This is a genomic window from Streptomyces alanosinicus, assembly GCF_014650595.1.
GTDB classification, from domain to species: domain Bacteria; phylum Actinomycetota; class Actinomycetes; order Streptomycetales; family Streptomycetaceae; genus Streptomyces; species Streptomyces alanosinicus.
In genome coordinates this window covers 361,676-384,417 of sequence record NZ_BMVG01000005.1, presented here as the reverse complement: position 1 = coordinate 384,417, position 22,742 = coordinate 361,676, and the positions used below count along the sequence as shown (strand labels likewise).

Here is a 22,742-nt window from a genome sequence, read left to right as displayed (position 1 = left end):
CCCGGGCGTGCTCGGACCTCGCGTACCCGCTGGGCCACGGTGCATGCGTGCGGACGTGCGGGAGATCCGGTGGGACCTCGCACCCTCGAACCAGGTGCGGGGCCCCAGGGCCGGTCCTTCGGTCAGGAGGTGACGCCGTAGTTCGGCGAGCACACCGGCGTGGAGCCCAACAGACACATCTGAATCTTGAACTTCTGCCCCTCTTTCACGTCACCGCCCTTGCAGCGGCTGCCGGGGGAGTTGATCCCGTTGGTGTTGACGCCGCGGCCGAAGGTGGCGTACCCGCTCACGTACCGGCCGTCCGGATACGCGTCGACCGCGCACAGCGTGTCACCGTCATACGTGGCATCGCCGTCGGCGTACCAGGTGACGTCTCCGAGGTAGTTGCCGTTCTGCGACGCGTAGATCCGGCCGCCGCCGTCGGGGTAGGGGTGGAAGCCGAACGTCACCCCTGCCGCCGAGGCCGGAGCGGAGCCGACACCGACGAAGACGCCGGCGAGGAGGGCCCCCGAACCGATCAGTCCCGCAAGCCGCGTTCGCAGTGCCATATGTCCCCCTTTTTATGAAATTGCGAATTCGTGCCTCTCCCTTGTCGAGGCCCGATTTCGCCTGTCGCCCGTGTGGGCGCCCCAATCGAAACGTGGGACCAGTTTCCTTCGCGAGAGGAACCGAGTCGCCGGCACAGAGTGCACAAAGCAGTGTGCATTCCGTGCAGTCGATGTCGGGTCAGCCGAAGGCGAGGGTCAGCTCGAAGCGGGACGCCGGTCATGGCCCGGCCTCCGCGAGCAGGTCGTCGACGGTGGTGACACGGACGAGCGGGCGGTACAGCTCCATGATCTGCAGGGCCTTGAGGTGGGAGTCGTCGTCCACGCCGGCGCAGGCGTCCGCGACCACCAGGACCTCGGTGCCGGCGTCGGCGGCGGCCAGGGCGGTGGACAGCACACAGCAGTCGGTGCTGACACCGGCCAGGACCAGACGGCCGTCCGGGGCGGCGCGGGCGGCGAGGTCAGGGGTCCACTTGCCGAAGGTGGGCGCGTCGATGACATGCCGGGCACGGTCGGTGAACTCGTCGGAAAGGTGCCACAGTTCGGCGTCCGGGGGTTGCAGGGCGAAGGGCCACTGCGCGTAGTAGGCGCGCCAGGCCCCGGCCGGCTGCGCGGGGGCCACGAAGCGGGTGAAGGTGACGCGGTCGGCGAAGGCCGGCAGCAGACCGCGGACGCCGACCGCCGCGTCGGCGTAGCGGGGGGCGGCCCAGGGGCTCGCCGGGTCGGCGAAGACACGCTGCATGTCGATGACGGCGAGGTGTCCGGCGGTCATCGGTTCAGCACCCCTTCGCCGGCCGCCGGGCTGGGCTCCCGTGTTTCCTGGGCGCGGACCCGGCGCCGGCCCGTCAGCAGGGTGCCGAGGAAGGCGAGGGCCAGTGCGGCAAGGACGCCGAGGTTGGCGTAGGCCCAGGCGCCGGACCTGCCGCCGAGGCCGAGCGGGCCGAGGAGGTAGCCCTGCCAGGTGAGCCAGTCGGCCGCGCTGTTGGTGACCAGGCCCCAGCCCACGGCCGTGGCGGCGAGGGTGAGGAGCAGCGGCGGCAGCGGGATGTCGCCGTAGCGGCCGTGCGGGCGGAAGAGGTCCGCTTCGTCGTAGTCGCGGCGGCGCAGGGCGAGGTCGGCGAGCATGATGCCGCACCAGGCGGCGATGGGGACGCCGAGCGTGGTGAGGAAGCCCATGAACTGGCCGAGGAAGTCACCGGCGAAGAACACGATGTAGATCGAGCCGGCGATCATCAGGACGCCGTCGAGGAGGGCGGCCAGGTAGCGGGGTACCGGCAGGCCGGCCGAGAGCAGGGCCAGGCCGGAGGAGTAGATGTCGAGGACGGCTCCGCCGACCAGGCCGAGGACGGCGACCACGGCGAACGGCACCAGGAACCAGGTGGGCAGGATCGTGGTGAGCGCGCCGATCGGGTCGGCCGCGACGGCCTTGCTCAGTGCGGGCGAGGAGCCGGCCAGCAGCAGCCCGAAGACCAGCAGGAGCAGCGGGGCCACGGAGGCGCCGAAGGCGGTCCAGCCGATCACGCCCCGGCTCGCCGAACTCCGGGGCAGATAGCGGGAGTAGTCGGCGGCGGCGTTGACCCAGCCGAGGCCGAAGCCGGTCATCATGAACACCAGGGCGCCGATGAACTCCTGCGCGGATCCGGCCGGCAGGGCGCTGACCGTGCCCCAGTGGATGTGGTCGGCGACGAGGGCGACGTAGCCGACGGTCAGGACGCCCGTGATCACCGTGATGGCGGTCTGCAGCCGCATGATCAGGTCGAAGCCCATGACGCCGCCGACGACGGTCAGCGCGGCCACGACCAGCAGGGCGACCACCTTGGTCGCGGTGCCGCCGCCCCAGCCGAGACGGCCGAGGACGGTCGCGGTGGCCATCGTGGCGAGCGCGGTGAGAACGGTCTCCCAGCCCACGGTGAGGATCCAGGAGATCACGGACGGCAGCCGGTTGCCGCGCACCCCGTACGCGGCGCGGCTGAGCACCATCGTGGGGGCCGAGCCGCGCTTGCCGGCGACCGCGACGAACCCGCACAGCAGGAAGGAGGCGACGATGCCGAGCGCGCCGGCGACGAGGGCCTGCCAGAAGGAGATGCCGAAGCCGAACGCGAAGGCGCCGTAACTCAGGCCGAGGACGGAGACGTTCGCCCCGAACCAGGGCCAGAACAGGGTGCGCGGCGTGCCTTTGCGCTCCGCGTCCTGGATCACGTCGAGTCCGTGGGTCTCCATCCGCATCGGCCGGCCGGGGGATCCGCCGTCCGTGGCGCCGACGGAATCCTGCGGTTGTCTCATCGCCGAACCACCTGTCCTCACCGCCTGTCCTGCCTGTTCAGACGTGTCTGCTCGACGCTAGGCAGGGGCGCCTCGGGCGTCAAGGAAGATCCGTTGTGCCGGACGGCGGGCTCGGGCACCGGCGGCGTGGCGTGTGCCCCGGCGTGCGGTGCGCGGCGAGGATGGCGGGCGGGAGCAGCCGGCTGAGAGGCGGACATGACGGTGAACCGGATCGGCCTGGTGGTGCACGGCGGCCGCGCCGAGGCCATGGCCGCCGCGCGCACGGTGCGCGAGTGGTGCGCGGAACGCGCCGTGGGGTGCGCCGACATCGACGTATGGCGGGAGGGAGCGCGGCACAGTGCGCGGGAGGAGGTCGACGCGGCGGGCGATCCGGATCTCATCGTCACGCTCGGCGGCGACGGCACCTTCCTGCGCGGCGCCCGGCTGGCGGCCGAGAACGACGCGCTGGTGCTCGGCGTCGACCTCGGCCGGGTCGGCTTCCTCACCGAGGTCCCGGCCTCGGCGGTGCGTGCGGCGCTGGACGCGGTGCGGGCGGAGCGGATCACCGTGGAGAGCCGGATGCTGCTCACCATGCGGGCCTCGTGCCGGCTGGGGGTGCCCGCGCAGATGGAGACGCTGCTGCGGTACGGCCGCGGGCCGATGCTGCCGCCGCCCCGGGTGCGGGTGGAGTGCGAGACGGGTGACGACTGGGGTGTCGCCCTGAATGTCACGGCCCTCAATGACGTCGTCGTGGAGAAGCTCGCCAGGGACCGGCAGGTGTCGGTCGGCGTCTATCTGGCGGGCCGGCTGCTGGCCTGCTACTCGGCCGACGCGCTGCTGGTGGCCACGCCCACGGGGTCCACCGCGTACAGCTTCGCCGCTGGTGGTCCGGTCGTCTCGCCGCGTGCGGAGGGCCTGGTCTTCACGCCGGTCGCCCCGCACATGGTGTTCAACCGCTCGGTCGTGGCCGCCCCCGACGAGCCCGTCGCGCTGCGGGTCCTCGAACGGTCGGGGCAGGCCGCCGTCAGCATCGACGGCCAGCTGCGCGGTGTGCTGAGCCCCGGGGACTGGATCGGCGTGTACGCCGCACCGCGCCGGCTGAAGGCGGTCCGGCTGGGCCCGACGGACTTCTACGGCCGGCTGCGCGAGCGCATGAACCTCACCGACGCGCCGGCCGCCCTCGCCGACGGCGAGGCCGCTCCCCTGTGGCCGGTGACCACACCGCCGCCGGACGACCTGGCCCACCTCGCGCTGCCGACGGCCCCGGGCCACGGGCCGCGGCCGTCCTGACGTCGCCGGCGATCAGCCACCAGTCACCGGCGACCAGCGACCAGGGCATGGCCGAGGCAACAGGTCAGCTCGTCGTGGGCGTTCCTCGCCGCGGCAGCTTCCAGTTCGGCCGCGGGAAGTGGCAGGTGTAGCCGTTGGGGTAGCGCTCCAGGTAGTCCTGGTGCTCGGGCTCCGCCTCCCAGAAGTCGCCCACGGGCTCCACCTCGGTGACCACCTTGCCCGGCCACAGCCCGCTCGCCTCGACGTCCGCGATGGTGTCCACGGCGACGCGACGCTGCTCCTCGTCGCCGTAGTAGATCGCGGAGCGGTAGCTGCGCCCGATGTCGTTGCCCTGGCGGTCCCTCGTGCTCGGGTCGTGGATCTGGAAGAAGAACTCCAGGACGTCGCGGTAGCTCGTGACCGTGGGGTCGAAGAGGATCTCGATGGCCTCGGCGTGGTCGCCATGGTCGCGGTACGTCGCGTTCGGCGTGTCGCCGCCGCTGTAGCCGACGCGCGTGGACACCACGCCCGGCTGCTTGCGGATCAGGTCCTGCATGCCCCAGAAACAACCGCCCGCCAGTACGGCCCGTTCGGTTCCCACAGCCATCGGTCACTCCCTGACGCTTCGAGCCCGGCGCGGTCGGTCGTCGACATGCCGGTGTCACCGATCACCCAGCCTAATACCGGCCGCGAGCAACCATCCATCGGTTCCTGTGGCACGCGGCCCCCGGCCGGCCGGCAGACGCCGCCGTCCGGCGTGCCAGGTGGGCGCGATCCGGTCAACTCGCCCTCGATGCCGACGAGTTACGGCCCGGCCGGCGGCGGGAGCAGGCATCGGGAACCCCGATGTACGCAGTTGGTCTAGTCCTCTTGACGGGGCACCACGCGGGCTGTTTGGTATGTACCAACGCTGGCCCGGCACGGCACCACCGCACCACTCCCCACCACTCCCCGCCCGGGAGGCATCCCCGAAAGAGGGCATTGTCATGCACCTGGCAAGATTTGCGGCATCCGCGTGCGCGCTCGCCCTCACGGCCACCGGCGCCGCCGTCGCCCTGGCTCCGGCCGGCAGCGCCGCGACGAGCAGCGTCTACTCCGTGGCTCCCTATGTCGACATGTCGAACGGCCAGGAAGGCATGCTCGACACGGCCGTCGCCGGACACCACCTCAAGGCCTACACCGCGGCCTTCGTCCTCGGCGAGGGCTGCAACCAGATATGGGGCGACACACTCCCCATCGGCAACGACTCCTACACCGACCCCGAGATCGCCAGGGCGAAGTCCGAGGGCGCCTCGGTCATCATCTCCTCCGGCGGAGCGAGCGGTGAGCCGCTCGCCTGGACCTGCTCCACACAGAGCAGCATCGACGCCGGATACCAGGCCCTCATCAACGACTACGGCGTCACCCGGCTCGACTTCGACGTCGAGGGCGCCGCCGTCGCGGACACCGCGGCCGCGGTCCGTCAGATGCAGGCGATGAAGGACCTCAAGGCGGCCGACCCCGGCCTGCGGTTCTCGATGACCCTGCCGGTGCTGACGAGCGGCCTGACCAACGACGGCGTCAACATCCTCAAGGCCGCCAAGAACGCGGGCATCAGGATCGACGTGGTCAACATCATGGCCATGGACTACTACGCGGGCACCGGCACCGAGATGGGCCAGGGGGCCGTCGACGCCGCCAGGGCCACGCTGGCGCAGATGCAGTCCGTCGACTCCGGTTACACCTACGCCGACCTCGGGATCACCCCGATGATCGGCAAGAACGACGACGGCTCCACGTTCACCCTCGCGGACGCGCGGACGGTGGAGAACTTCGCCGCGCAGAACGGCGTCGGCCGGCTGGCGTTCTGGTCGGTCAACCGGGACCAGCCGTGCAGCAAAAGCGCCAACTCCCTGCCCACGTGCAGCGAGATCAGCCAGAACAGCCTCGCGTTCACGGACGCGTTCGTGCCCTACGAGGGCAGTACGGGCGGCGGGGGCGGCGGCACCGCCAGTGACTTCTCCCTGTCGCTGGCCCCCGGCTCCGCGTCGGTCGCCCAGGGCGGCTCCGCCACCGCGACCGTCGCCACGGCCGTCACCGCGGGCAGCGGCGAGTCCGTCGGCCTGTCCGCCTCCGGTGCGCCCTCCGGTGTCGGCGTCTCCTTCAGCCCCGCCTCCCTCACCTCCGGCGGCAGCTCGACGCTGACGGCGACGGTCGGGGCGTCCGTGGCCGCCGGCACCTACCCGATCACCGTGACCGGCACGGCCGCCGCCGGCGGCAGCCACAGCGCGACCTACACGCTCACCGTCACCTCCAGCGGGGGCGGGGGCGGCGGGGGCCCGCTCACCAACGCCGGCTTCGAGAGCGGCAGTCCGAGCCCCTGGACCTGCACGGGCGACAGCACGGTGGTCACCGACCCGGTGCACTCCGGCAGCCATGCCCTGCAGGTCACCCCGAGCGCCGGCGGCACCGGAGAGTGCGACCGGACCGTCGCCCTCTCCCCCCACCACAGCTACACGCTCACCGCTTGGGTCCAGGGCCCCTACGCCTACATCGGGGTCAGCGGCGGCGCCACCGCCGGCACATGGTCGAACAGCACGAGCTGGAACCAGCTGACGGCCGCCTTCACCACCGGCAGCAGCGGAACCGTCACCGTCTACGTCCACGGCTGGTACGGCCAGTCCGCAGTCCACACCGACGACTTCACCCTCGGTTAGAGCCGTCCCCGGCGGCACGCTGCCGGCCGTCCGCCTCCACGGTCACGGCGCGGGTCACCGGGACGCCGTCGCGCATCCCAGGTAAGCGTGCACCTGCCGGCCCGCCTTCTCGGCCGCCGCCCGCACCGCGTGCCGTGCCTCGGCATCCAGGACCAGCGGACGGCGATGCCCGGCAGGTCCCGCACATCGGCGTCCGCCGCACGGTCGAGCACGCCGCGAGCGGGCGCGCGGCGGCGGGAGGGCTCAGGCCGGTCGAGGGCTCAGGCCAGGTGCGGGAGCGCCTCTCGGGTGACCGCGCCGAGCAGCGGCGCGCCCGTCAGCCATCGTTCGACCTCCGCCACCGCATACCGTCCCAGCCGTTGCACCTCGCTGCCCTGGGCGCCGGCGATGTGCGGGGTGACCAGCACATGGGGCAGGGACAGCAAGGGGTGGCCGGCCGGCAGCGGTTCGGGGTCCGTCACGTCGAGGTACGCCTCCAGCCGGCCGGAGACGCATTCACGGGTCAGCGCCTCCGTGTCGACGACGGCACCCCGGGCCGTGTTGATGAGCACGCCGCCGTCCGGGACGAGCCCGAGCATCTCCGCGTCCAGCAGACCGGTCGTCTCCGGCAGCAGCGGGGTGTGGACGCTCACCACCGCCGACCGACGGCACAGCTCGGCCAGTTCGACCCGCTGCGCGCCCAGCCGCCGCGCCTCCTCGTCCGTCACCCACGGATCGGTCAGCAACAGCCGGTGGCCCGCGTCGGAGCCGCGCAGTCCGGCCAGCACACCGCGGCCGATGCGGGAGGCTCCCACGATGCCCACGGTGCTGCCGTCGGCGCCCGAACGGTCATCGGCGCGGGGCCAGCCGGCGCCGTAGCGGGCCGCCATGGTCAGGGTGCGCCGCGCGGCGAGCGTGATGAGCGCGAGCGTGTAGGCGATGACGGGTCCGGCGTTGGCGTCGGCCGCCGAGGACACGACGATGCCCCGTTCCCACACCGCATCGCTCACCAGCGACTTGACGGTGCCGGCGGCGTGCATCACGGCGCGCAGGCGGGGCGCCCGGTCCAGGACGCCGGCCGTGAGCCGCGGGCAGCCCCAGCCGCTGATCAGGATCTCCGCCTCGGCGAACTGGGCGGGGAACGTCGCCCGTGGCGCCGAGGGGGCCGGGCCCGGGGCGAGCCGGACGGATGCGGACAGGCGTGCGCGCAGCCGCGCGGGGAGCACCTGGCCGGCAATGGCCGGGTCCATGACGCAGACCGCGGTGGGCAGGTCGGGTCGGGCAGTCATGTCGTGCGGTCCTCGTTTCGGGCGTGGGGAGGAGATCTTCTGGTGAGCGGCCGCCGGGGGCCGGACGCCATGATGATCCGCCGCGGGGCGGCCCGGCCATCGGCTCGCGGAGGACCTCCGGGTCCACGGCCGGATTCCACGCCGCCTCGCGAGATTCCGCACCGCCTCCTCGAAGACGGCAGGCCGCGTCTCGCCGAGCACTCACCGGGGCGCGTCGCCCGCGTTGGCTCTTCAGCGGGCGGGGCCGTCGGCGGCCGGGCTGGGGCGCTCGCAGGTGCTGGTCACCGGCAGCGCGCGACCCTGCTCGGCCGCGTCCATGAGCGTGAGCATGATGTCCAGGACGTGCGCGGCGAGTTCGGCCGAGGCACGGTGCGCACGCCCGGCCGGCAACGCCTCGGCCAGATCGGCGAGGCCCACGCCCCGCCCCGCGCCGCGGTAGCCGGCGGACACCGGCAGCGTCTCCCACCCGTCGCCGCGGTGGATCTCGACCGGGCCGTCGAAGACGTTGGGGTCGGGCACGGACAGCGAGGCGTCGGTGCCGTGCACCTCGATGCGCGGCAGCCGCGCGGCATGGATGTCGAAGCTCATGACCAGGGTGGACAGGGCTCCGCCCGTGTGTTCCAGGACGCCGGTGACATGGGTGTCCACCGCCACCGGGAAGGTGTGTCCGGCGCGGGGCCCGCTGCCGATCGTGCGTCGGGTACGGGGCCGGGAGGAGGCACCGATCACGCGGACCACCGGACCGAGCAGATGGACCAGGGCGGAGAGGTAGTACGGCCCCATGTCGAGGAGCGGGCCACCGCCCGACCAGTAGTAGAACTCCGGGTCGGGGTGCCACCTCTCGCGGCCCGCGCCGGTCATGAAGGCGGTGGCCGCGAGCGGCCTGCCGATCAGTCCGTCGTCGACCGCCTTGCGCGCGGTCTGGGTTCCGGTGCCGAGGACCGTGTCGGGCGCGCAGGCGACCCGCGTTCCCGCCTCACGCGCGGCGGCCGGCACGGCGTCGGCCTCCTTTCGGTTCGCCGCGAGGGGCTTCTCGCCGTAGACGTGCTTGCCCGCGCCGAGCGCCGCCAGGGCTACGTCCGCGTGCGCGGCCGGGATCGTGAGGTTGAGTACGGCGTCCATGTCGTCCCTGGCCGCGAGGGCGGCCACGGACGGGGCCACGGGCACCGGACGCCCGGCCGGCGCGTGTTCCGCGACGGCCTGCGCGCGGCTTCGGTCGAGGTCGGTGACGGCGGTCAGCCGCAGGGACGTCAGCCGTTCCAGCGTCGACAGGCAGGCGCCGCTGATCTTCCCGGCGCCCACGATGCCGTTGCGCAACGGCTTCAGCGGCTCGCCCACAGCAGTCCCCTCTCGGTCAGCGTGCGCACCTCGGGCACGTCGAAGTCGTCGGGCTTGTGCCCGATGGTCGAGAAGACCCGTCCCGCTCCCCAGGTCCTGGTCCACACGGCGGGCATCACGGCGGGCCGGTCGCGCAGGTCGTCGGGCGGGAAGACGGTGGTGGCCAGCACGTCGATGTGCGGGTCGGTCAGCACCCAGTACTGCTCGGTGCGCACGGAAAAGTCGTCCAGCCCCGCGACGACGGGGTGGTCGGCCCGCTCGGGCAGCAGGTGCACGGTGTGGTCGTGGAAGCCCGGCGGGTGCATCACGAACGTGCCGCCGGTCAGCAGATGGTAGCCGTGGTCGTGGAAGCAGTCGACGATGCCGCCGTGCCAGCCGGCCAGCCCGGGGGACTTGGCGCTGCTCGGGCGGTGCCACGCACGGTGCCCCGGTGAACGTATGAACCGCCACGGATATTTGTCAACACACTGAACGAACTTGGAGCATGCGCTTTCCGACCGGCCCCGGACGGGATGGTGATCCGTCGGCACCATGGGGAGCGGGCATCCCCGCGGCGGATAGGACGTGGGCAAAATATTTCGGTGACCGATGTAATCTGGACGCATGGCCACCGACATGAGTCCCCACCCGTCCAGGAGGCGCTGGCCCGCCGTACTCACCGTGGAGCGGCCCCGTCCCGAGGGGATAAGGTCACGGCCGAACGGCTGGTGGCTGGCCGTGGGCACGGTGTGCTTCGGCGCGTTCATGGGGCAGCTGGACGCCAGCATCGTGACCCTGACCTACGGCAGTCTGCGCACCGGGTTCCACAGCTCGCTGGCCGCCGTGGAGTGGGTGTCGCTGGCCTATCTGCTGACGCTGGTGGCGCTGCTGGTCCCGGCCGGCCGGCTGGCGGACGCGCACGGCCGCAAGCTCCTCTACCTGTACGGCTTCGCCGTCTTCACGCTGGCCTCCGCCGCCTGCGGCCTCGCGCCCTCGCTGGCGGCACTGGTGGGCTTCCGAGTGGTGCAGGCGGCAGGGGCGGCCATGATGCAGGCCAACAGCGTGGCGCTGGTGACCACCAGCGCGCCGCGCGAGCGGATGCGCAGCGCCCTGGGGGTGCAGGCCGCCGCCCAGGCGCTGGGGCTGGCCCTGGGGCCGACGGTGGGCGGGGCGCTGGTGACGACGCTGGGCTGGCGGTGGGTGTTCTGGGTGAACGTCCCCGTCGGCGTGGTCGCTCTGATCGGCGGCCACTATCTGCTGCCCCGCACCCGCGCCAGGACCCGGGTCGCCCGCTTCGACTGGCCGGGCCTCCTCCTGCTGGCCTCGGCGACCACCGGCGCCTTGATGGCCGTGTCCGCGGCGTCCGGGCTGCCGGTGCCGGACTGGGGCGTGGTCGCTCTGTTCGCGGTGGCCGCAGCGGCGGGCCGGGCCTTAGTCCGTCGGCAGCGGCGGACGACCGCGCCCTTGCTGGACCTGGCCCTGCTCCGAGTGCGGCCGGTGGCATTCGGGCTGATGGGGGCGCTGAGCGGTTACCTGGTGCTGTTCGGCCCGCTGGTGCTGGTGCCGGTCGTCCTCACCGCGCGAGGCTCTTCGGACCTGACCGCCGGGCTGGTGCTCACCGCCCTGCCGGCCGGGTTCGCGCTGGCCGCGACGGGCGGTGACCGGCTTCTGCCCCACCACCTCCCGGACCGCGCGCGCTGCCTGGCCGGCGCCGGTGTCTTCACCGCGGCGGTGACCGGGCTGCTGGTGGTCCCGCCGGTGATCGGCGGGCTGGTGCCGGTGCTGACGCTGACCGGACTGGGGCTGGGCATCTTCACCCCGGCCAACAACGCCATGGTCATGGGCGCGATACCCGCCTGCTCCTCCGGTACGGGCGGTGGCCTGGTGAACATGACACGAGGGCTCGGCACCGCGCTGGGCGTCGCCCTGGTGACCCTCGCCCTGCACCTGGCGGGCAGCGACATCGAAACCGGGAGCCGCTGGGCCGCGGCCGTCCTGGTGGCGGCCTCGGCGCTCGCCGTGGCGGCGGCATGGCTGAGCCCGCGCACGGTTGCGGAACCGGCGCGGTCAGCCCGGTGACCACGCCGACGGCAGATCCCCTTTCAGGCTCTGTGAGGCCCGGCCGGGAACAACTCCCTCGCACGGAGCGCTACTCCTGATACCCCGCCAGGTATCGGACCCCGGGGTGGCGACCGCACCGGACCGAACCGGCCGGCGGAGGAGCGTGAGACCCATGACGACGACGGCGAGCGACCGGCTCCACGGCATCGAGGTGAGCCGTGCCGAACAGATCCCCCTGGTGACCGGCTGCGGTCGCAGGATCGAGGTACGGCACCTGCGGCTCGGCCCCCCGGACCGGCCCGTCCGCCGCATCGCCCTGAACGTGGGAGAGGACCAGGGCGGCGAGCCGGGCGTCTGGGCGGCCCTCACCCCGGCCGAGGCGCGCGGCCTGGCCCGCCTGCTCCTGCAGCAGGCGGGCCAGGCCGGCGCGACCGAACAGTCCGCCGACGCCGGGCCGCGGGACGCCGCTCACTGAGGACGGCCGGCCGCGGCAGTCGGCCGGCACGGCGGACGGTCGGCCGCTGAGGGCGGTCAGCCGCGGCGCAGTGCCGCGAGCGTCGCGGCGAGGTCGGCCGGGCGGGGCCGGTTGTACGGCAGCTTGCCGAGCACCACGGCCATGCCGCAGGTGTCGGTGAGCGCGCTGAAGACAAGGCCGCCCGCGATGCCGGCCGACAGGAGCTGGAACGCCGGGTGCACGAGGAAGCCGAGAAGCAGGCCCAGGAGTACGACCGTCCCGGCGGTGAAGCGGACCTGCCGCTCCATGGCCCAGCCGGCCCGGGTCTCACAGGCGGCGGGCCGGTGCAGATCGTGCCCCTCGACGGCCCACGCGGTGGTGCCGCCGACGAGTGTGGCGGTCGGGATGTCCTGCTCGGCAAGGAGTTTGCAGGCGTTCTCCGAACGTGCGCCGGAGGCACACACGACGAGGACGTCGCCCCGTCCGGCGGCCTGCCGGATCTCGGGCAGCGCGCGCCTGATCTGGTCCAGGGGGACGTTGAGGGCGCCGGGCAGATGGCCGGAGGCGTACTCCCCGGGGGTGCGCACATCGATGACGGTGAGGTCGTGCAGCCGGGCGCGGGCCTGGTCGGTGTCGAGGGCACGAGGGGTGGTGGTCATGGCAGAGATGATCCTTGATGGTCGCCGCCGTCCCTAACCGGGACGTACAGTACCCCTAGGGGTATTTTCTTGAGGAGTGATCGTGGAACTGGAGCTTGCGGGCGAGTCCCTGAAGGCCGTGCTGAACCGGTTGCGGCGTGCGCAGGGCCAGATCTCCGGCGTGATCCGGATGATCGAGGAGGGGCGGGACTGCGAGGACGTCGTCACACAACTGGCCGCCGCCTCACGGGCACTCGACCGAGCCGGTTTCGCCATCATCGCCACCGGCCTGCAGCAGTGCGTGGCCGACATCGAATCGGGCCGCAAGAACGGCGAGGACACGGAGGCGATGCGCGCGCGGCTGGAGAAGCTGTTCCTGTCGCTGGCGTGAGAAAGCCCGTTTTGCCGGCGTAAGGAAGCCCGGTTTGCCGGTGGGCGGCGGTCATCACACCACCGCGTCCAGCAGCATGACGCCGGCCACTGCCAGCAGGACGAAGGCGAAGACCCGCTGGAGGACCCCGCCCGGCAGCCTCGCCGAGAGCCGCTTGCCGTCCCAGGCACCCAGGACCGCCGCCCCGGCGAACGGTGCGATGACCGCCCAGTCCAGCCCTTCGGCCGTACCGGCGCGCATCGCCAGCGCGGCCAGCGAGTTGACCGTGATGACGAGCAGGCTGGTGCCCACGGCCGCCCGCATCCGCATCCCGAGGACATTGACCAGCGCGGGCACCGCGAGGAAGCCGCCGCCCACCCCGAGGACGCCGGTGACCGCGCCCAGTCCGGCACCGGCGGCCGCCGCCCGGCCCGGCCGTACCGGGGCGGTGTTCTCGGCGGCGGGCCCGGGCCTGAGCATGCGGAGCGCGGCGACCGCCGCGACCAGGGCGAAGGTCAGGGTCAGCACGGCCGCCGGCAGACGTCCGGCGAGCGCGCCGCCCAGCATCGCGGGGCCGATCCCCGCCGCCGCGAACAGCAGCCCCGTACGCCAGCGGACATGCCCGTCGCGGGCATGTGCGGACAGGGCCGTCGCGGAGGTGACGCTGACGATGACGAGGCTGGCCGTGGTGGCCGCGACCGGGGTGAACCCGAGCAGATAGATCAGGGCGGGGACGGCCAGGACGCTGCCACCGCCGCCGAGGGCGCCGAGCGCCAGGCCTATGACGGCGCCGGCGATCAGCGCGAGTATGACCGCGCTCACGCGACGGTCCCGTTCCCGCCCCGCGCGTCCACGACCGGCAGCCCCGCCTCCGCCCAGGCCCGCATGCCGCCCACCACGTCGACGGCCTCGACGCCCCGGGCACACAGCAGTTCGGCGGCCTGCCGGGACCGGTTGCCCGACCGGCAGATCACGACGACGGGCAGCGCCTGCGCCGAATGGGGCAACGCGGCACCGGAGAACAGCGCGCCGAGGGGCAGATGGACGGCGCCGGGGGCATGCCCGGCATGCCACTCGTCGGCTTCGCGTACGTCGAGCAGTACGGAGGTTCCGGCGGCGGTTGCGGAAGTGGTGCCGCAGGTGGTGCCGGAGGTGTGACCGTGCCCGGTGTCGGCGGCGGCCTCCAGCGCGTTCACCCGTGCCGGGGCGCTCCGGCCGGGTCCGAAGGGACTCATCGTGGTTCTCGCTCCTGTTCGTCTTCTCGGTGCGATGATCTGTGGCGGCCGTCGTCAGCGCGCGCGGACGGTGAGCCCGGCCTTCTCGGCCGCGTCGAACGCGTCGTCCACGGCCACGACCCGCCGGCCCGCCGCGTCGAGCAGGGAGGCGGCGATGGCCGCGCGCATGCCGCCGGCGCAGTGGACCCACACCTCGCCCTCGGGGACCTCGTGCAGGCGGCGGTGCAGGGTGTGCACGGGGAGGTGGACCGAGCCCTCGATGAAGCCGGTCGCCCGCTCCGCGTCCCGGCGGACGTCCAGTACGACGACGCCGTCCCCGGACCGCTCCGCGAGGTCGCTGAACGTGGCCTGCGGGAAGGAGGCGAGGGCCTCGCCCTCACGTGCCCAGCCGGACGGTTCCCCGGTGGCCGCGGCGGCCGGGCGGTCGATGCCGACCCGGACCAACTCTCGTTGCGCGGCGGCGAGTTGCTCGGCGGAGTCGGCGAGCAGGGTCACCGGCCTGCCCCACGGAACCAGCCAGGCCAGATAGGTGGCGAGCTGCCCCTCGGCCTCGATGTTGACCGAGCCCGCGACATGGCCGTCGGCGAAGGCGAGCCGGTGGCGCAGGTCGACGACCCACTCTCCGGCGGCGAGCCGGACGGCGATCTCGTCGGCGTCGGCGAGGGCCGGCGGGGTCAGGTCGACGGGCGCGGGTCCGGCGGTGTTGGCCGGGCCCATGTGGGCGTAGTACGCCGGTACGTCGTCCAGGCCGGCCAGCAGGTCGGCGACGAAGGTGTCCACGTCCCGCGTGAAGGCCTCGTTGGAGGTCTTCTCCGCGCCGATCGTGGTGGATTCGCCGGCCGTCCGGCCGGCGGAGCAGAAGCTGCCGAAGCCGTGCGTGGGCAGCACCGCCGTGGTGTCCGGCAGCTCGGCGGCCAGCCGGTGCGCGGAGGCGTGCTGGGCCCGCGCCAGCGGCTCCGTCAGCCGCGGTTCGACCAGGTCGGGGCGGCCGACGGTGCCGATGAGCAGGGAGCCGCCGGTGAACACGGCGACGGCCGTTCCGTGCTCGTCGAGCGCGTAGGAGGTGTGGTGCGGGGTGTGGCCGGGCGTCGCCAGCGCGCGCAGTACCAGGCCGGCGGCGGGGTCGATCTCGTGGCGGTCCCCGTCCCGCACCGGCACGCGGGCGTACGAGACCGCGGCCCCGGCGGGGACGAGGTATGCGGCGCCGGTGACGCGGGCCAGTTCCAGGCCGCCGGTGACGTAGTCGTTGTGGACATGTGTCTCGACGACGTGGGATATCCGCACCCCGCGCCGCACGGCCGCCGCGATCACTCGGTCGATGTCGCGGGGCGGGTCGACCACGACGGCTGCCCGCTCGCCGCCTGCCAGGTAGCTGCGGTTGCCGAGCCCGGCCGTCTCGATCGTGTCGACGAAGAACACGAGGTACTCCTTTCACGGAAATTACCCCCGGGGGTATACATCGACGGTAGCACGAGTACCCCGGGGGGTATTTTCGGGAGCAGGGAAAGCGCCATGGGACGGCTCGCGAGCCCATGACAAGGCGCGGCGGACGGGCGTCCGGGCCTGGACGCCGGGCCCGCGTCCCGGCGCGGTCCGGCTACCCTTGCCGCATGTCCGCGCAGCCCCGCTCCGACGTCTCCGCGCCCGGCTCCGCCCCCCAGGCGCCCGAGGCTCGTCAGCTCACCGAGGCCGTGACCCGGCTGCGCCGCGCGCTGCGCTCCTCGATCCGCACCGACTACCCGTGGGAGACCCTGCCCATGGCACAGGTCGAGCTGCTCCAGGTGCTCGGCGAGCACTCCCCCGCGCGGATCAGCGACCTCGCCGCGCGCCGGCGGCTGGCGCCGAGCACGGTCAGCGGACTGATCGGCCAGATGATCGCCTCGGGGCTCGTGGCACGTGACGTGGACTCCGCCGACCGCCGCGCCTCCGTCGTCACCCTCACCGACGCCGGCCGCGAGAAGCTCGCCTCCTGGACCACCGCCCATGAACGCCGTATCGACGCCGCGCTGGCGGCACTCGACGACAGCGCCAGGACGGCCATCACCGACGCGCTGCCCGCCCTGTTCCAACTCGCCGAACACCTCGGCGAACCGGCCGAGGGGACACCGGCGGACTGATCAGGTGGCGTTCGCGGCCCGGCCGCCCTCCGCGGGCGCGGCGGCCGGCGGGTCCGGGAGATAGCTGGCGAGGCCGCGCAGGATGATCTCAATGCCCACGTCGAAGCGCTCGTCGGAGGAGTCCGACACCATCAGCCCGGCCAGTGCGCGCAGATGCGGGAAGTCCTCCACGGGGAGAGAGGCGAAGTAGTTCTTCATCTCGTCGGCCATCTCCCGCCAGTCGGGCCGGGCCAGTGAGGAACCGTCACCGCCGTGCCCGGCGGCCCGGTCCTGCCACATCCCCTCCTCCAGGACGAAGCCGTCGATATAGGTGGAGATGAGGTCACCGGCCTCCGCCGCGATCCGGTCGGGCAGCCCGGCGGTGCGGAAGACGGCCAGCAACGCCTCGACGTGCGGCAGCAGTTCGGCGGTGAAGGGGACATGGGCCATGGAGATCCGGGCCATGTCACGGTGCGAGAGCAGCCGGCGCCGGCCGGCGCGGGCGTAGTCCCGCACCTGCTGCCGCCATCGTTCCGGATCGGGCGCGGGCACCTCGAAGCCGTCGAAGAGCCGGGTGTACATCAGCTCCAAGAGGTCGTCCTTGGAACGGACATGGGCGTACAGGGCGGAGACCGCGACCCCCAGTTCGGCGGCCACCTGACGCATCGACAGTCCGTCGAGGCCCTGACGGTCCAGCACGGCGAAGGCGGCCTCGACGACCCGTTGCCGGGACAGCGGTGTACGCGCGGGAACGACGTGGGCGCGCGCGGGACGCTCGCGATCCCAGGGGGACGGCGGAGGGGGTTCGGGGGCGCCGGCGGCCGCGTCGGTCATGACCACAGTCTAGGCGGCGGGAGAACAGTGTTCTCCGAGGTGTCCGCCGTCACCTTCCACCGGCGGGCAGCACCCACCCGGACTCCGAACGCGATATATCTTGTCCGGCGTCGAGCTTTGCGCTATATCTTAATGAACACCGTTCTCCCGGTGAGCACTGTTCGGCTATAGTGAACAGCGTTCACCTGTCCCGTCCAGCCCACCGCGCTCGCGGCACCACCGCCGCGCGGCCCTCTTCCGAGGAGTTCCGATGTCCACCACCGGTGTCGCGTCCGTCGAGGCGCCCACCGACTCGCCAGCGCCGTACCGGTGGCGCTGGGCTGCGCTCTTCGTGATCCTGGCGGCCGAGGTGATGGATCTCCTCGATGCCGTCGTCACGAACATCGCCGGCCCCTCCATGCGGGCCGACCTCGGCGGCGGCGCCTCCACCCTGCAGTGGCTCGCCGCCGCGTACACCCTGTCGATGGCCGTCGGACTCGTCACCGGCGGGCGGCTCGGAGACATCCACGGGCGCCGCCGGATGTTCCTGGTCGGGGCCGCCGGCTTCACCCTGGGTTCGCTGCTGTGCGCGCTGTCCGTGTCGCCCGAGATGCTGATCGGGGCACGTGTCGTCCAGGGACTGTTCGGCGCGGTGATGCTGCCGCAGGGCCTCGGCATGATCAAGGAGATGTTCCCGCCGAAGGAGTCCCAGAAGGCCTTCGGCATGTTCGGTCCGGTCATGGGGCTGTCCGCGGTGTGCGGGCCGATCCTGGCGGGCTGGCTCGTGGACGCCGACTACTTCGGCACCGGCTGGCGGATGATCTTCCTGATCAATCTGCCGCTGGGTGCCGCGGCCTTCCTCGGTGCCCTGCGCTATCTGCCGAGGGGCCGGACCGGCAGCAGGCCGCGCCTGGACATCCCCGGCATGGTCCTGGTCTCCCTGGCCGCGCTGCTCATCATCTTCCCGCTCGTCCAGGGCCGGGAGTACGACTGGCCCGTGTGGACGTTCGTGATGATGGGCGCCTCGGCGGCCGTCTTCGCGGTCTTCGGCACGTACGAGTCGCGCCGCAGCAAGGCCGGCCTGGACCCGCTGGTCGTCCCGAGCCTCTTCCGCAAGCGCGGGTTCAGCGGCGGCATGACGCTCGGACTGGTCTTCTTCTCGACCATGCAGGGCTTCATGCTGGTCTTCAATCTCTACACCCAGATCGGCCTCGGCTACTCACCGCTCAAGGCCGGCCTGGTGATGGTGCCCTGGTCGGGCGGCATGATCGTCGGCTTCGGCGTCGCTCAGGGAGTCGCCCGGTTCGGCCGGGCCGTGCTGCAGGCGGGCGCCCTCGTCATGGCGCTCGGCGTGTTCGGCGTGTGGCTGACCCTCGATCTCGCGGGCAGCGGCGTCGGCCCCTGGCAGCTGGTGCCGTCCCTGCTCGTCTCGGGCATCGGAATGGGCCTGCTCATGGCGCCGTTCTTCGACATCGTGCTGGCCAGCGTCGAACAGCACGAGACGGGCTCGGCGTCCGGCACGATGACCGCCGTTCAGCAGCTCGGCGGCGCGTTCGGGGTGGCGCTCCTCGGCACCGTGTTCTTCGGTCTGCTCGGCGGCGGGATCGCCACCGCCGTCGACCACCGCGCGGACGGTCTGCGCGGGCAGCTGGCCGCCGCGCATGTCGCGCCGGCCGCCCGGGAACACATCGTGGCGGACCTGCGCACCTGCGCCTCGGACCGCGCCGTCGCCAAGGACCCCGCCGCGACCCCCGCGTCCTGCGCCCGTCTGGAGAAGGACACCCGGTCCGCCGTGACCTCGCCTCAGGCCGGCGAGCGGATACCCGCCGCGCTGCAGTCCACCGCGTCATCGGCCTTCCGGGGTGGCTTCGGCTCCGTGATGAAGACGATGCTCTGGATCGTGGACGGCATGCTCGCCCTGACCTTCCTGCTCGCCTTCCTCCTGCCGCGCCACGCCCGCCCAGAGGAGGCCGCCGGGCACTGAGCCCCAGCCACACCGGCACCGGCGCACCGGGCGGCCGGGCAGCACCGAGCGGTGACTGCCCGGCCGCCCCGATCCGACAGCCGTCACGACACGTTGGCCGCCCCACGCACCGGGCGGTGGATGATCAGTCCGTCTGCCAGGCCCCGCCGAGGCCGCTGAGCGCGGCGGCCGCCGTGATGGTGGCGTAGATGTAGCGCAGGGGAGCCTCCGGCATGACGTCCATGGGCTTGAGCAGCAGGACCGCGCCCCAGATCGAGCCGTCCCAGATGACCGGGGCGGCGACGGAGTTCCACTTCGCCATGCACTCCTGGTACCCGAGGGCGTAGCCCTGGTCGCGGATGTCGGCGAGGGAGGCGAGCAGTTCGTCACCGTCCCGGATCACGCCGGGACCGGCTTCCTCCGGGACCGGGTCGGCGGCCACCCGCTGCTGCACCTGTTCGGGCAGATAGGCGAGGATCGTCCGGCCCGAGGCGCCGGTGCGCAGCGACCGGGTGACCGAGAGGACATCGCGCGGCGTCATGCCCAGCTCGACGAGATCGGAATCCCCCACCGCCATGTCGAGACACTGCCGGCCCGCGATACCGAACGGAGCCCTCATGTACAGGAAGACCAGACCGTTGTCGGTCGCGGCGCGCAGGCCCTGCAGGACCTCCGTGGCCTCGCGGCCGGAGAGGTTGTCCTCGGAGAGCGCGTGCAGCCCGAGGTCACCGACCGTGCTGCCGAGCTGGTACAGGCCCCGGTCGATACGGACGAAGGTGTTGTTGTAGGTGCCGGCGGTGAGCATGCGGCCGGTGGTGGAGTCGTCGAGATCGGCGGTCTTGGCGATCTCGGACAACCGGTGGGCGCCGGGGCCCAGCGTGACGAACGCCTGTTGCACCCGCATGAAGCGGTCGGCGTAGCTGGTCCCGGTTCCACGCTGTCCACTCATCAGCCGTACCCCCTTCAGCGCCTCCGCGCCCGTCCTCCTGGGGCGCGGTCGTACACGGCGCCGGCGCCGTGTACAGGGGGACAAGACTATTACGTGGTGGGATCGAGACTGAACTTGCCCGTACCCGTTCGGTTGTTGAGCACCTCATGCACCTTTGCCGCATCGGAGAGCGGGTGGATCCCCCCGGTCACGATCTTGAGTGTGCCGTTGATGACGGCGTCGAAGAGCTGCCGCATGGACGCGGCCAGCGGGAGCGTCCGGTCGGCGTACAGGTGCGGCAGCCAGAAGCCGGCGACGGTCACGGACTTCTGCAGCAGTGTGTGCACGGGGACGTCGGCGAGCTGCCCGCCCGCGAAGCCGTACACGACGAGCCTGCCGCGCGGGCCGACCGCGTCGAGGGTCCGCAGCAGCGTGCTGCCACCCGTCATCTCCAGGGCGGCGTGCACGGGCCCGCCCGCCGCGTCGAGGATCCGCTCCGTCAGACCGTCCTCGTCGGCGGAGTCGACGGCAGCGGTCGCCCCGAGCTCCAGGGCCAGCCGGCGCTTGTCCTCCGTGCCGGCGAGGGCGATGACCCGGGCACCCGCCCGGTGCGCCAGCTGAACGGCCAGTGTTCCTACACCGCCGGCCGCGGCGGGGATGACGACGGTCTGCCCCTTGGTGAGCTGGGCGGCCGTGAACAGGAGGTGGTAGGCGCTGTTTCCCTGCAGGGCCAGCGGCACGGCCTGTTCGTCGGTGATCTCGTCGGGGACCTCCCATTGCAGCCTGCGGTGCACGGCCACCTTCTGCGCATAGCCGCCGCCCCGGGTCAGCGCCACGACGCGCTTGCCGTCCGCCGTGGTGCCGACGACCTCGTTGCCGGGGATGTACGGCAACTCGACCGGCGCGAGATAGGTATTTCCCCGCACATGCACATCTGCGTAGTTGACCCCTGCCAGCCGCACGTCCAGCACGTTTTGTCCGCGCTCGGGCTCGGGGTCGGGAACGTCCTCCAGCCGCAGGACCTCAGGCCCGCCGAATTCCCTCATGACAATGGCGCGCACAGCACTCCTATCGACTCGCCGCGGTCCGGATGTGTACCCACGACAGGCTAGGACATCGGCGCCACGCCCTCCGACCTGGGCACCTGTCTTATGCATCTTTCTCACGAGGCGAGAAAGGGCAGGCCTTTTCTCACTCGACGAGAAAGTTCGATCTTGAACTTCTCACGAGATGAGAAGGGAAATCAGCAGGTTGCATTTGCCCTTTCGGAGAGACATAGTGATGCCGCCTCGCGCTTGCCAGGCACTTTCCCCACTGCCGGCCGTCACGGGGGTGCGGCCGGCAGTGTGGACGGTACGGCGCGGGGCTGGGTGCTCGGACCGGTCTGCCGTCCCCTCGCCCGCCGAATAATGACGTGCGGGTGTTCGGGCCGGCGGGATACGTTTCCGGCAGTTCGAAGGGGGACCCGAAGTGGCGAAGCTGAACCAGATCATCGCTGTCGAAAAGGGCGTCAAGAGCAAGTCGCTCCAGGACATCACCGCGGCGCACCACAAGGTGCAGAAGCCGGCACTGCTGGCCGGTATCTCGCGTACGTACCAGCCGAAGGACGAGGAGGGCGAGCAGCTGCCGCCCGAGTCCACGCGCGTACAGGTGCAGGCCGAGGACGTACTGCGGGAGATGTCCGCGTCGCTCACCCGCCTCTTCGACGTGACCGCCACCAAGGACTGGGCGAACTGCACGGCCCGCGCGGACATCACGGTCGACGGCCGGACGATCGTCACCGATGTCCCGGTCAGCTACCTCCTCTTCCTGGAGAAGCAGCTCACCGACCTGCACACGTTCGTCCGGAAGCTCCCTACGCTCGACGCCGCCGAGTCCTGGTCGCAGGACCCGTCCACGGACTGGTGGAAGACGGACCCGGTGCGCACGATCCGCACCAAGAAGGTCCCGCGCAACCACGTCAAGGCGGAGGCGACCGACAAGCACCCGGCGCAGGTCGAGGTGTACTACGAAGACGTGCCCATCGGGTACTGGACGACCGTGAAGTTCTCCGGAGCGCTTCCGGCGCGTCGGGTGAACGAACTGGTGGAGCGGGTCGAAAAGCTCCAGCAGGCGGTCAAGTTCGCCCGTGAGGAGGCCAATGGCGCCGAGATCACCGACCAGCGGGTCGGCGACGCGGTGTTCGGCTACCTGCTCGGCTGACGCCGACGACGGGTAGCGTCCATGATCGCCCCCGCGTGCGAGCGCGGGGGTGCGCGACAGGCGCGGGCCGGTATGAGGACCGGTTCGCGCGATGAGCGCAAGCTGACACTGAAGTTCAGCCTGAAAGACACGGTGACAGTGAAGGTTCGAGTCCTTCCCCCGGCACAGCGCGAACTACGGGCCGGGGTAGCCCAACATGGCAGAGGCAGCCGTGATCAATCTCAGACTCTCGCTCCAGTCTCAGCATCGCCGCCGATCGCCGGATCGACCGAGGCCGGACGACCGCCGTCGGGTGCGAGTTCGACTCTCGCCTGCACCTCTTTCACGGTGCGGTAGTTCAAAGGAAGAACACGACGGCCTGATGACTGATCCGTCCTCTTAAACGCCGCCGGCGTGCGCAATTGGGTGGCATCCCCAGGGGCCCGGGAGCTGGATACGACTCCCGGGCTCCGTCACGTCCACAGGCCGCGCCACGTCCACAGGCCGCGCCACGTCCACGGGCGTGCCCGGACGACAGAAGTGGCGGTGCCCGTACGGTCCCCCGGAGGGGCTCGGAGTCTGCCCGGCCGTCCCTGCCGCTCCGGCCGGCCGGTTCCTAGGGTGAGCGGGTGACATCCCTGCGACG

The 22,742-nt window shown here is 72.1% G+C and carries 22 protein-coding genes; 8 read left to right on the top strand and 14 right to left on the bottom strand.

Annotated elements, in window-relative coordinates:
* Positions 1–122: 122 nt before the first annotated feature.
* The 3 genes from IE277_RS14815 to IE277_RS14805 form a co-directional block, all read right to left on the bottom strand.
* Entirely contained in the window at positions 123–548 is a 426-nt protein-coding gene (locus IE277_RS14815) for a hypothetical protein (RefSeq protein WP_189952421.1), read from the bottom strand.
* Between the two features lie 217 nt (positions 549–765).
* Positions 766–1,317, bottom strand: coding sequence for a cysteine hydrolase family protein (locus tag IE277_RS14810; RefSeq protein WP_189952419.1), 552 nt, complete (start codon positions 1,315–1,317; stop codon positions 766–768).
* Positions 1,314–2,828, bottom strand: a complete 1,515-nt coding sequence (locus IE277_RS14805; protein WP_373310782.1) for a purine-cytosine permease family protein — start codon at positions 2,826–2,828, stop codon at positions 1,314–1,316. Before IE277_RS14805 ends, IE277_RS14810 begins: the two co-directional genes overlap by 4 nt.
* 195 nt (positions 2,829–3,023) lie before the next feature.
* Here IE277_RS14805 and IE277_RS14800 point away from each other — a divergent pair, with 195 nt between their 5' ends.
* The gene (locus tag IE277_RS14800) at positions 3,024–4,097 is read left to right on the top strand and encodes an NAD(+)/NADH kinase (protein ID WP_189952417.1); all 1,074 of its coding nucleotides are present in this window, start codon (positions 3,024–3,026) and stop codon (positions 4,095–4,097) included.
* A gap of 64 nt (positions 4,098–4,161) precedes the next feature.
* Here the strand turns inward: IE277_RS14800 and msrA are convergent, their stop codons facing one another.
* Positions 4,162–4,683 (bottom strand): peptide-methionine (S)-S-oxide reductase MsrA, encoded by a 522-nt coding sequence (msrA, locus tag IE277_RS14795; protein ID WP_189952416.1) that lies wholly within the window; start codon positions 4,681–4,683, stop codon positions 4,162–4,164.
* Between the two features lie 379 nt (positions 4,684–5,062).
* On the opposite strand from msrA, the gene IE277_RS14790 reads away from it, so the two are divergent.
* Positions 5,063–6,772, top strand: a complete 1,710-nt coding sequence (locus IE277_RS14790) for a carbohydrate binding domain-containing protein (RefSeq protein WP_189952413.1) — start codon at positions 5,063–5,065, stop codon at positions 6,770–6,772.
* Positions 6,773–7,032: 260 nt separating this feature from the next.
* Here IE277_RS14790 and IE277_RS14785 read toward each other — a convergent pair whose 3' ends face one another.
* The 3 genes from IE277_RS14785 to IE277_RS14775 form a co-directional block, all read right to left on the bottom strand.
* Positions 7,033–8,040 carry a hydroxyacid dehydrogenase gene (locus IE277_RS14785; protein WP_189952411.1) on the bottom strand — a complete coding sequence of 336 codons (1,008 nt, stop codon included), beginning with the start codon at positions 8,038–8,040 and terminating at the stop codon, positions 7,033–7,035.
* 231 nt (positions 8,041–8,271) lie between these two features.
* Entirely contained in the window at positions 8,272–9,378 is a 1,107-nt protein-coding gene (locus IE277_RS14780) for a Gfo/Idh/MocA family protein (RefSeq protein ID WP_189952409.1), read from the bottom strand.
* Positions 9,363–9,911 (bottom strand): ThuA domain-containing protein, encoded by a 549-nt coding sequence (locus tag IE277_RS14775; RefSeq protein WP_229881455.1) that lies wholly within the window; start codon positions 9,909–9,911, stop codon positions 9,363–9,365. Before IE277_RS14775 ends, IE277_RS14780 begins: the two co-directional genes overlap by 16 nt.
* Positions 9,912–9,981: 70 nt before the next feature.
* On the opposite strand from IE277_RS14775, the gene IE277_RS14770 reads away from it, so the two are divergent.
* Complete coding sequence (locus IE277_RS14770) at positions 9,982–11,436, top strand: MFS transporter (RefSeq protein ID WP_229881453.1); 1,455 nt, start codon at positions 9,982–9,984, stop codon at positions 11,434–11,436.
* A 154-nt stretch (positions 11,437–11,590) separates the two neighbouring features.
* Positions 11,591–11,893: a hypothetical protein gene (locus tag IE277_RS14765; RefSeq protein WP_229881450.1), complete on the top strand. Its 303-nt coding sequence runs from the start codon at positions 11,591–11,593 to the stop codon at positions 11,891–11,893.
* 56 nt (positions 11,894–11,949) lie between these two features.
* Here IE277_RS14765 and IE277_RS14760 read toward each other — a convergent pair whose 3' ends face one another.
* Positions 11,950–12,531: a rhodanese-like domain-containing protein gene (locus IE277_RS14760; protein ID WP_189952406.1), complete on the bottom strand. Its 582-nt coding sequence runs from the start codon at positions 12,529–12,531 to the stop codon at positions 11,950–11,952.
* Positions 12,532–12,613: 82 nt separating this feature from the next.
* Between IE277_RS14760 and IE277_RS14755 the strand changes: the two genes are divergently transcribed.
* Positions 12,614–12,901, top strand: a complete 288-nt coding sequence (locus IE277_RS14755; RefSeq protein ID WP_189952404.1) for a metal-sensitive transcriptional regulator — start codon at positions 12,614–12,616, stop codon at positions 12,899–12,901.
* Positions 12,902–12,955: 54 nt separating this feature from the next.
* On the opposite strand, the gene IE277_RS14750 is transcribed toward IE277_RS14755, so the two are convergent.
* Genes IE277_RS14750 through IE277_RS14740 form a run of 3 tightly spaced genes read right to left on the bottom strand, consistent with a single transcriptional unit; the run spans position 12,956 to position 15,534 of the window.
* Positions 12,956–13,702 carry a sulfite exporter TauE/SafE family protein gene (locus IE277_RS14750; protein WP_189952402.1) on the bottom strand — a complete coding sequence of 249 codons (747 nt, stop codon included), beginning with the start codon at positions 13,700–13,702 and terminating at the stop codon, positions 12,956–12,958.
* Positions 13,699–14,115, bottom strand: a complete 417-nt coding sequence (locus IE277_RS14745) for a rhodanese-like domain-containing protein (RefSeq protein ID WP_189952400.1) — start codon at positions 14,113–14,115, stop codon at positions 13,699–13,701. Before IE277_RS14745 ends, IE277_RS14750 begins: the two co-directional genes overlap by 4 nt.
* A gap of 54 nt (positions 14,116–14,169) precedes the next feature.
* Positions 14,170–15,534 (bottom strand): MBL fold metallo-hydrolase, encoded by a 1,365-nt coding sequence (locus IE277_RS14740; RefSeq protein WP_189952398.1) that lies wholly within the window; start codon positions 15,532–15,534, stop codon positions 14,170–14,172.
* A gap of 191 nt (positions 15,535–15,725) precedes the next feature.
* Between IE277_RS14740 and IE277_RS14735 the strand changes: the two genes are divergently transcribed.
* Positions 15,726–16,232 (top strand): MarR family winged helix-turn-helix transcriptional regulator, encoded by a 507-nt coding sequence (locus tag IE277_RS14735; RefSeq protein ID WP_189952396.1) that lies wholly within the window; start codon positions 15,726–15,728, stop codon positions 16,230–16,232.
* On the opposite strand, the gene IE277_RS14730 is transcribed toward IE277_RS14735, so the two are convergent.
* The gene (locus IE277_RS14730) at positions 16,233–17,045 is read right to left on the bottom strand and encodes a TetR/AcrR family transcriptional regulator (protein WP_189952394.1); all 813 of its coding nucleotides are present in this window, start codon (positions 17,043–17,045) and stop codon (positions 16,233–16,235) included.
* A 250-nt stretch (positions 17,046–17,295) separates the two neighbouring features.
* Here IE277_RS14730 and IE277_RS14725 point away from each other — a divergent pair, with 250 nt between their 5' ends.
* Positions 17,296–19,008, top strand: a complete 1,713-nt coding sequence (locus tag IE277_RS14725; RefSeq protein WP_189952392.1) for an MFS transporter — start codon at positions 17,296–17,298, stop codon at positions 19,006–19,008.
* 124 nt (positions 19,009–19,132) lie between these two features.
* Here IE277_RS14725 and IE277_RS14720 read toward each other — a convergent pair whose 3' ends face one another.
* Together IE277_RS14720 and IE277_RS14715 are read right to left on the bottom strand one after the other, a co-directional pair.
* Entirely contained in the window at positions 19,133–19,936 is an 804-nt protein-coding gene (locus IE277_RS14720) for an IclR family transcriptional regulator domain-containing protein (RefSeq protein WP_189952390.1), read from the bottom strand.
* Positions 19,937–20,025: 89 nt separating this feature from the next.
* A complete protein-coding gene (locus IE277_RS14715) occupies positions 20,026–20,976 on the bottom strand; it encodes a quinone oxidoreductase family protein (protein ID WP_189952388.1) in 951 nt (316 codons plus the stop codon).
* A 409-nt stretch (positions 20,977–21,385) separates the two neighbouring features.
* Between IE277_RS14715 and IE277_RS14710 the strand changes: the two genes are divergently transcribed.
* Entirely contained in the window at positions 21,386–22,117 is a 732-nt protein-coding gene (locus IE277_RS14710) for a DUF7873 family protein (protein ID WP_189952386.1), read from the top strand.
* Positions 22,118–22,742 lie beyond the last annotated feature (625 nt).

What these genes read in the sequence shown, in the direction of transcription:
- IE277_RS14815 (WP_189952421.1), bottom strand. Translation starts at nt 548, where the DNA reads ATGGCACTGCGAACGCGGCTTGCGGGACTGATCGGTTCGGGGGCCCTC.
- IE277_RS14810 (WP_189952419.1), bottom strand. Translation starts at nt 1,317, where the DNA reads ATGACCGCCGGACACCTCGCCGTCATCGACATGCAGCGTGTCTTCGCC.
- IE277_RS14805 (WP_373310782.1), bottom strand. Translation starts at nt 2,828, where the DNA reads ATGAGACAACCGCAGGATTCCGTCGGCGCCACGGACGGCGGATCCCCC.
- IE277_RS14800 (WP_189952417.1), top strand. Translation starts at nt 3,024, where the DNA reads ATGACGGTGAACCGGATCGGCCTGGTGGTGCACGGCGGCCGCGCCGAG.
- msrA (WP_189952416.1), bottom strand. Translation starts at nt 4,683, where the DNA reads ATGGCTGTGGGAACCGAACGGGCCGTACTGGCGGGCGGTTGTTTCTGG.
- IE277_RS14790 (WP_189952413.1), top strand. Translation starts at nt 5,063, where the DNA reads ATGCACCTGGCAAGATTTGCGGCATCCGCGTGCGCGCTCGCCCTCACG.
- IE277_RS14785 (WP_189952411.1), bottom strand. Translation starts at nt 8,040, where the DNA reads ATGACTGCCCGACCCGACCTGCCCACCGCGGTCTGCGTCATGGACCCG.
- IE277_RS14775 (WP_229881455.1), bottom strand. Translation starts at nt 9,911, where the DNA reads ATGGTGCCGACGGATCACCATCCCGTCCGGGGCCGGTCGGAAAGCGCA.
- IE277_RS14770 (WP_229881453.1), top strand. Translation starts at nt 9,982, where the DNA reads ATGGCCACCGACATGAGTCCCCACCCGTCCAGGAGGCGCTGGCCCGCC.
- IE277_RS14765 (WP_229881450.1), top strand. Translation starts at nt 11,591, where the DNA reads ATGACGACGACGGCGAGCGACCGGCTCCACGGCATCGAGGTGAGCCGT.
- IE277_RS14760 (WP_189952406.1), bottom strand. Translation starts at nt 12,531, where the DNA reads ATGACCACCACCCCTCGTGCCCTCGACACCGACCAGGCCCGCGCCCGG.
- IE277_RS14745 (WP_189952400.1), bottom strand. Translation starts at nt 14,115, where the DNA reads ATGAGTCCCTTCGGACCCGGCCGGAGCGCCCCGGCACGGGTGAACGCG.
- IE277_RS14735 (WP_189952396.1), top strand. Translation starts at nt 15,726, where the DNA reads ATGTCCGCGCAGCCCCGCTCCGACGTCTCCGCGCCCGGCTCCGCCCCC.
- IE277_RS14730 (WP_189952394.1), bottom strand. Translation starts at nt 17,045, where the DNA reads ATGACCGACGCGGCCGCCGGCGCCCCCGAACCCCCTCCGCCGTCCCCC.
- IE277_RS14725 (WP_189952392.1), top strand. Translation starts at nt 17,296, where the DNA reads ATGTCCACCACCGGTGTCGCGTCCGTCGAGGCGCCCACCGACTCGCCA.
- IE277_RS14720 (WP_189952390.1), bottom strand. Translation starts at nt 19,936, where the DNA reads ATGAGTGGACAGCGTGGAACCGGGACCAGCTACGCCGACCGCTTCATG.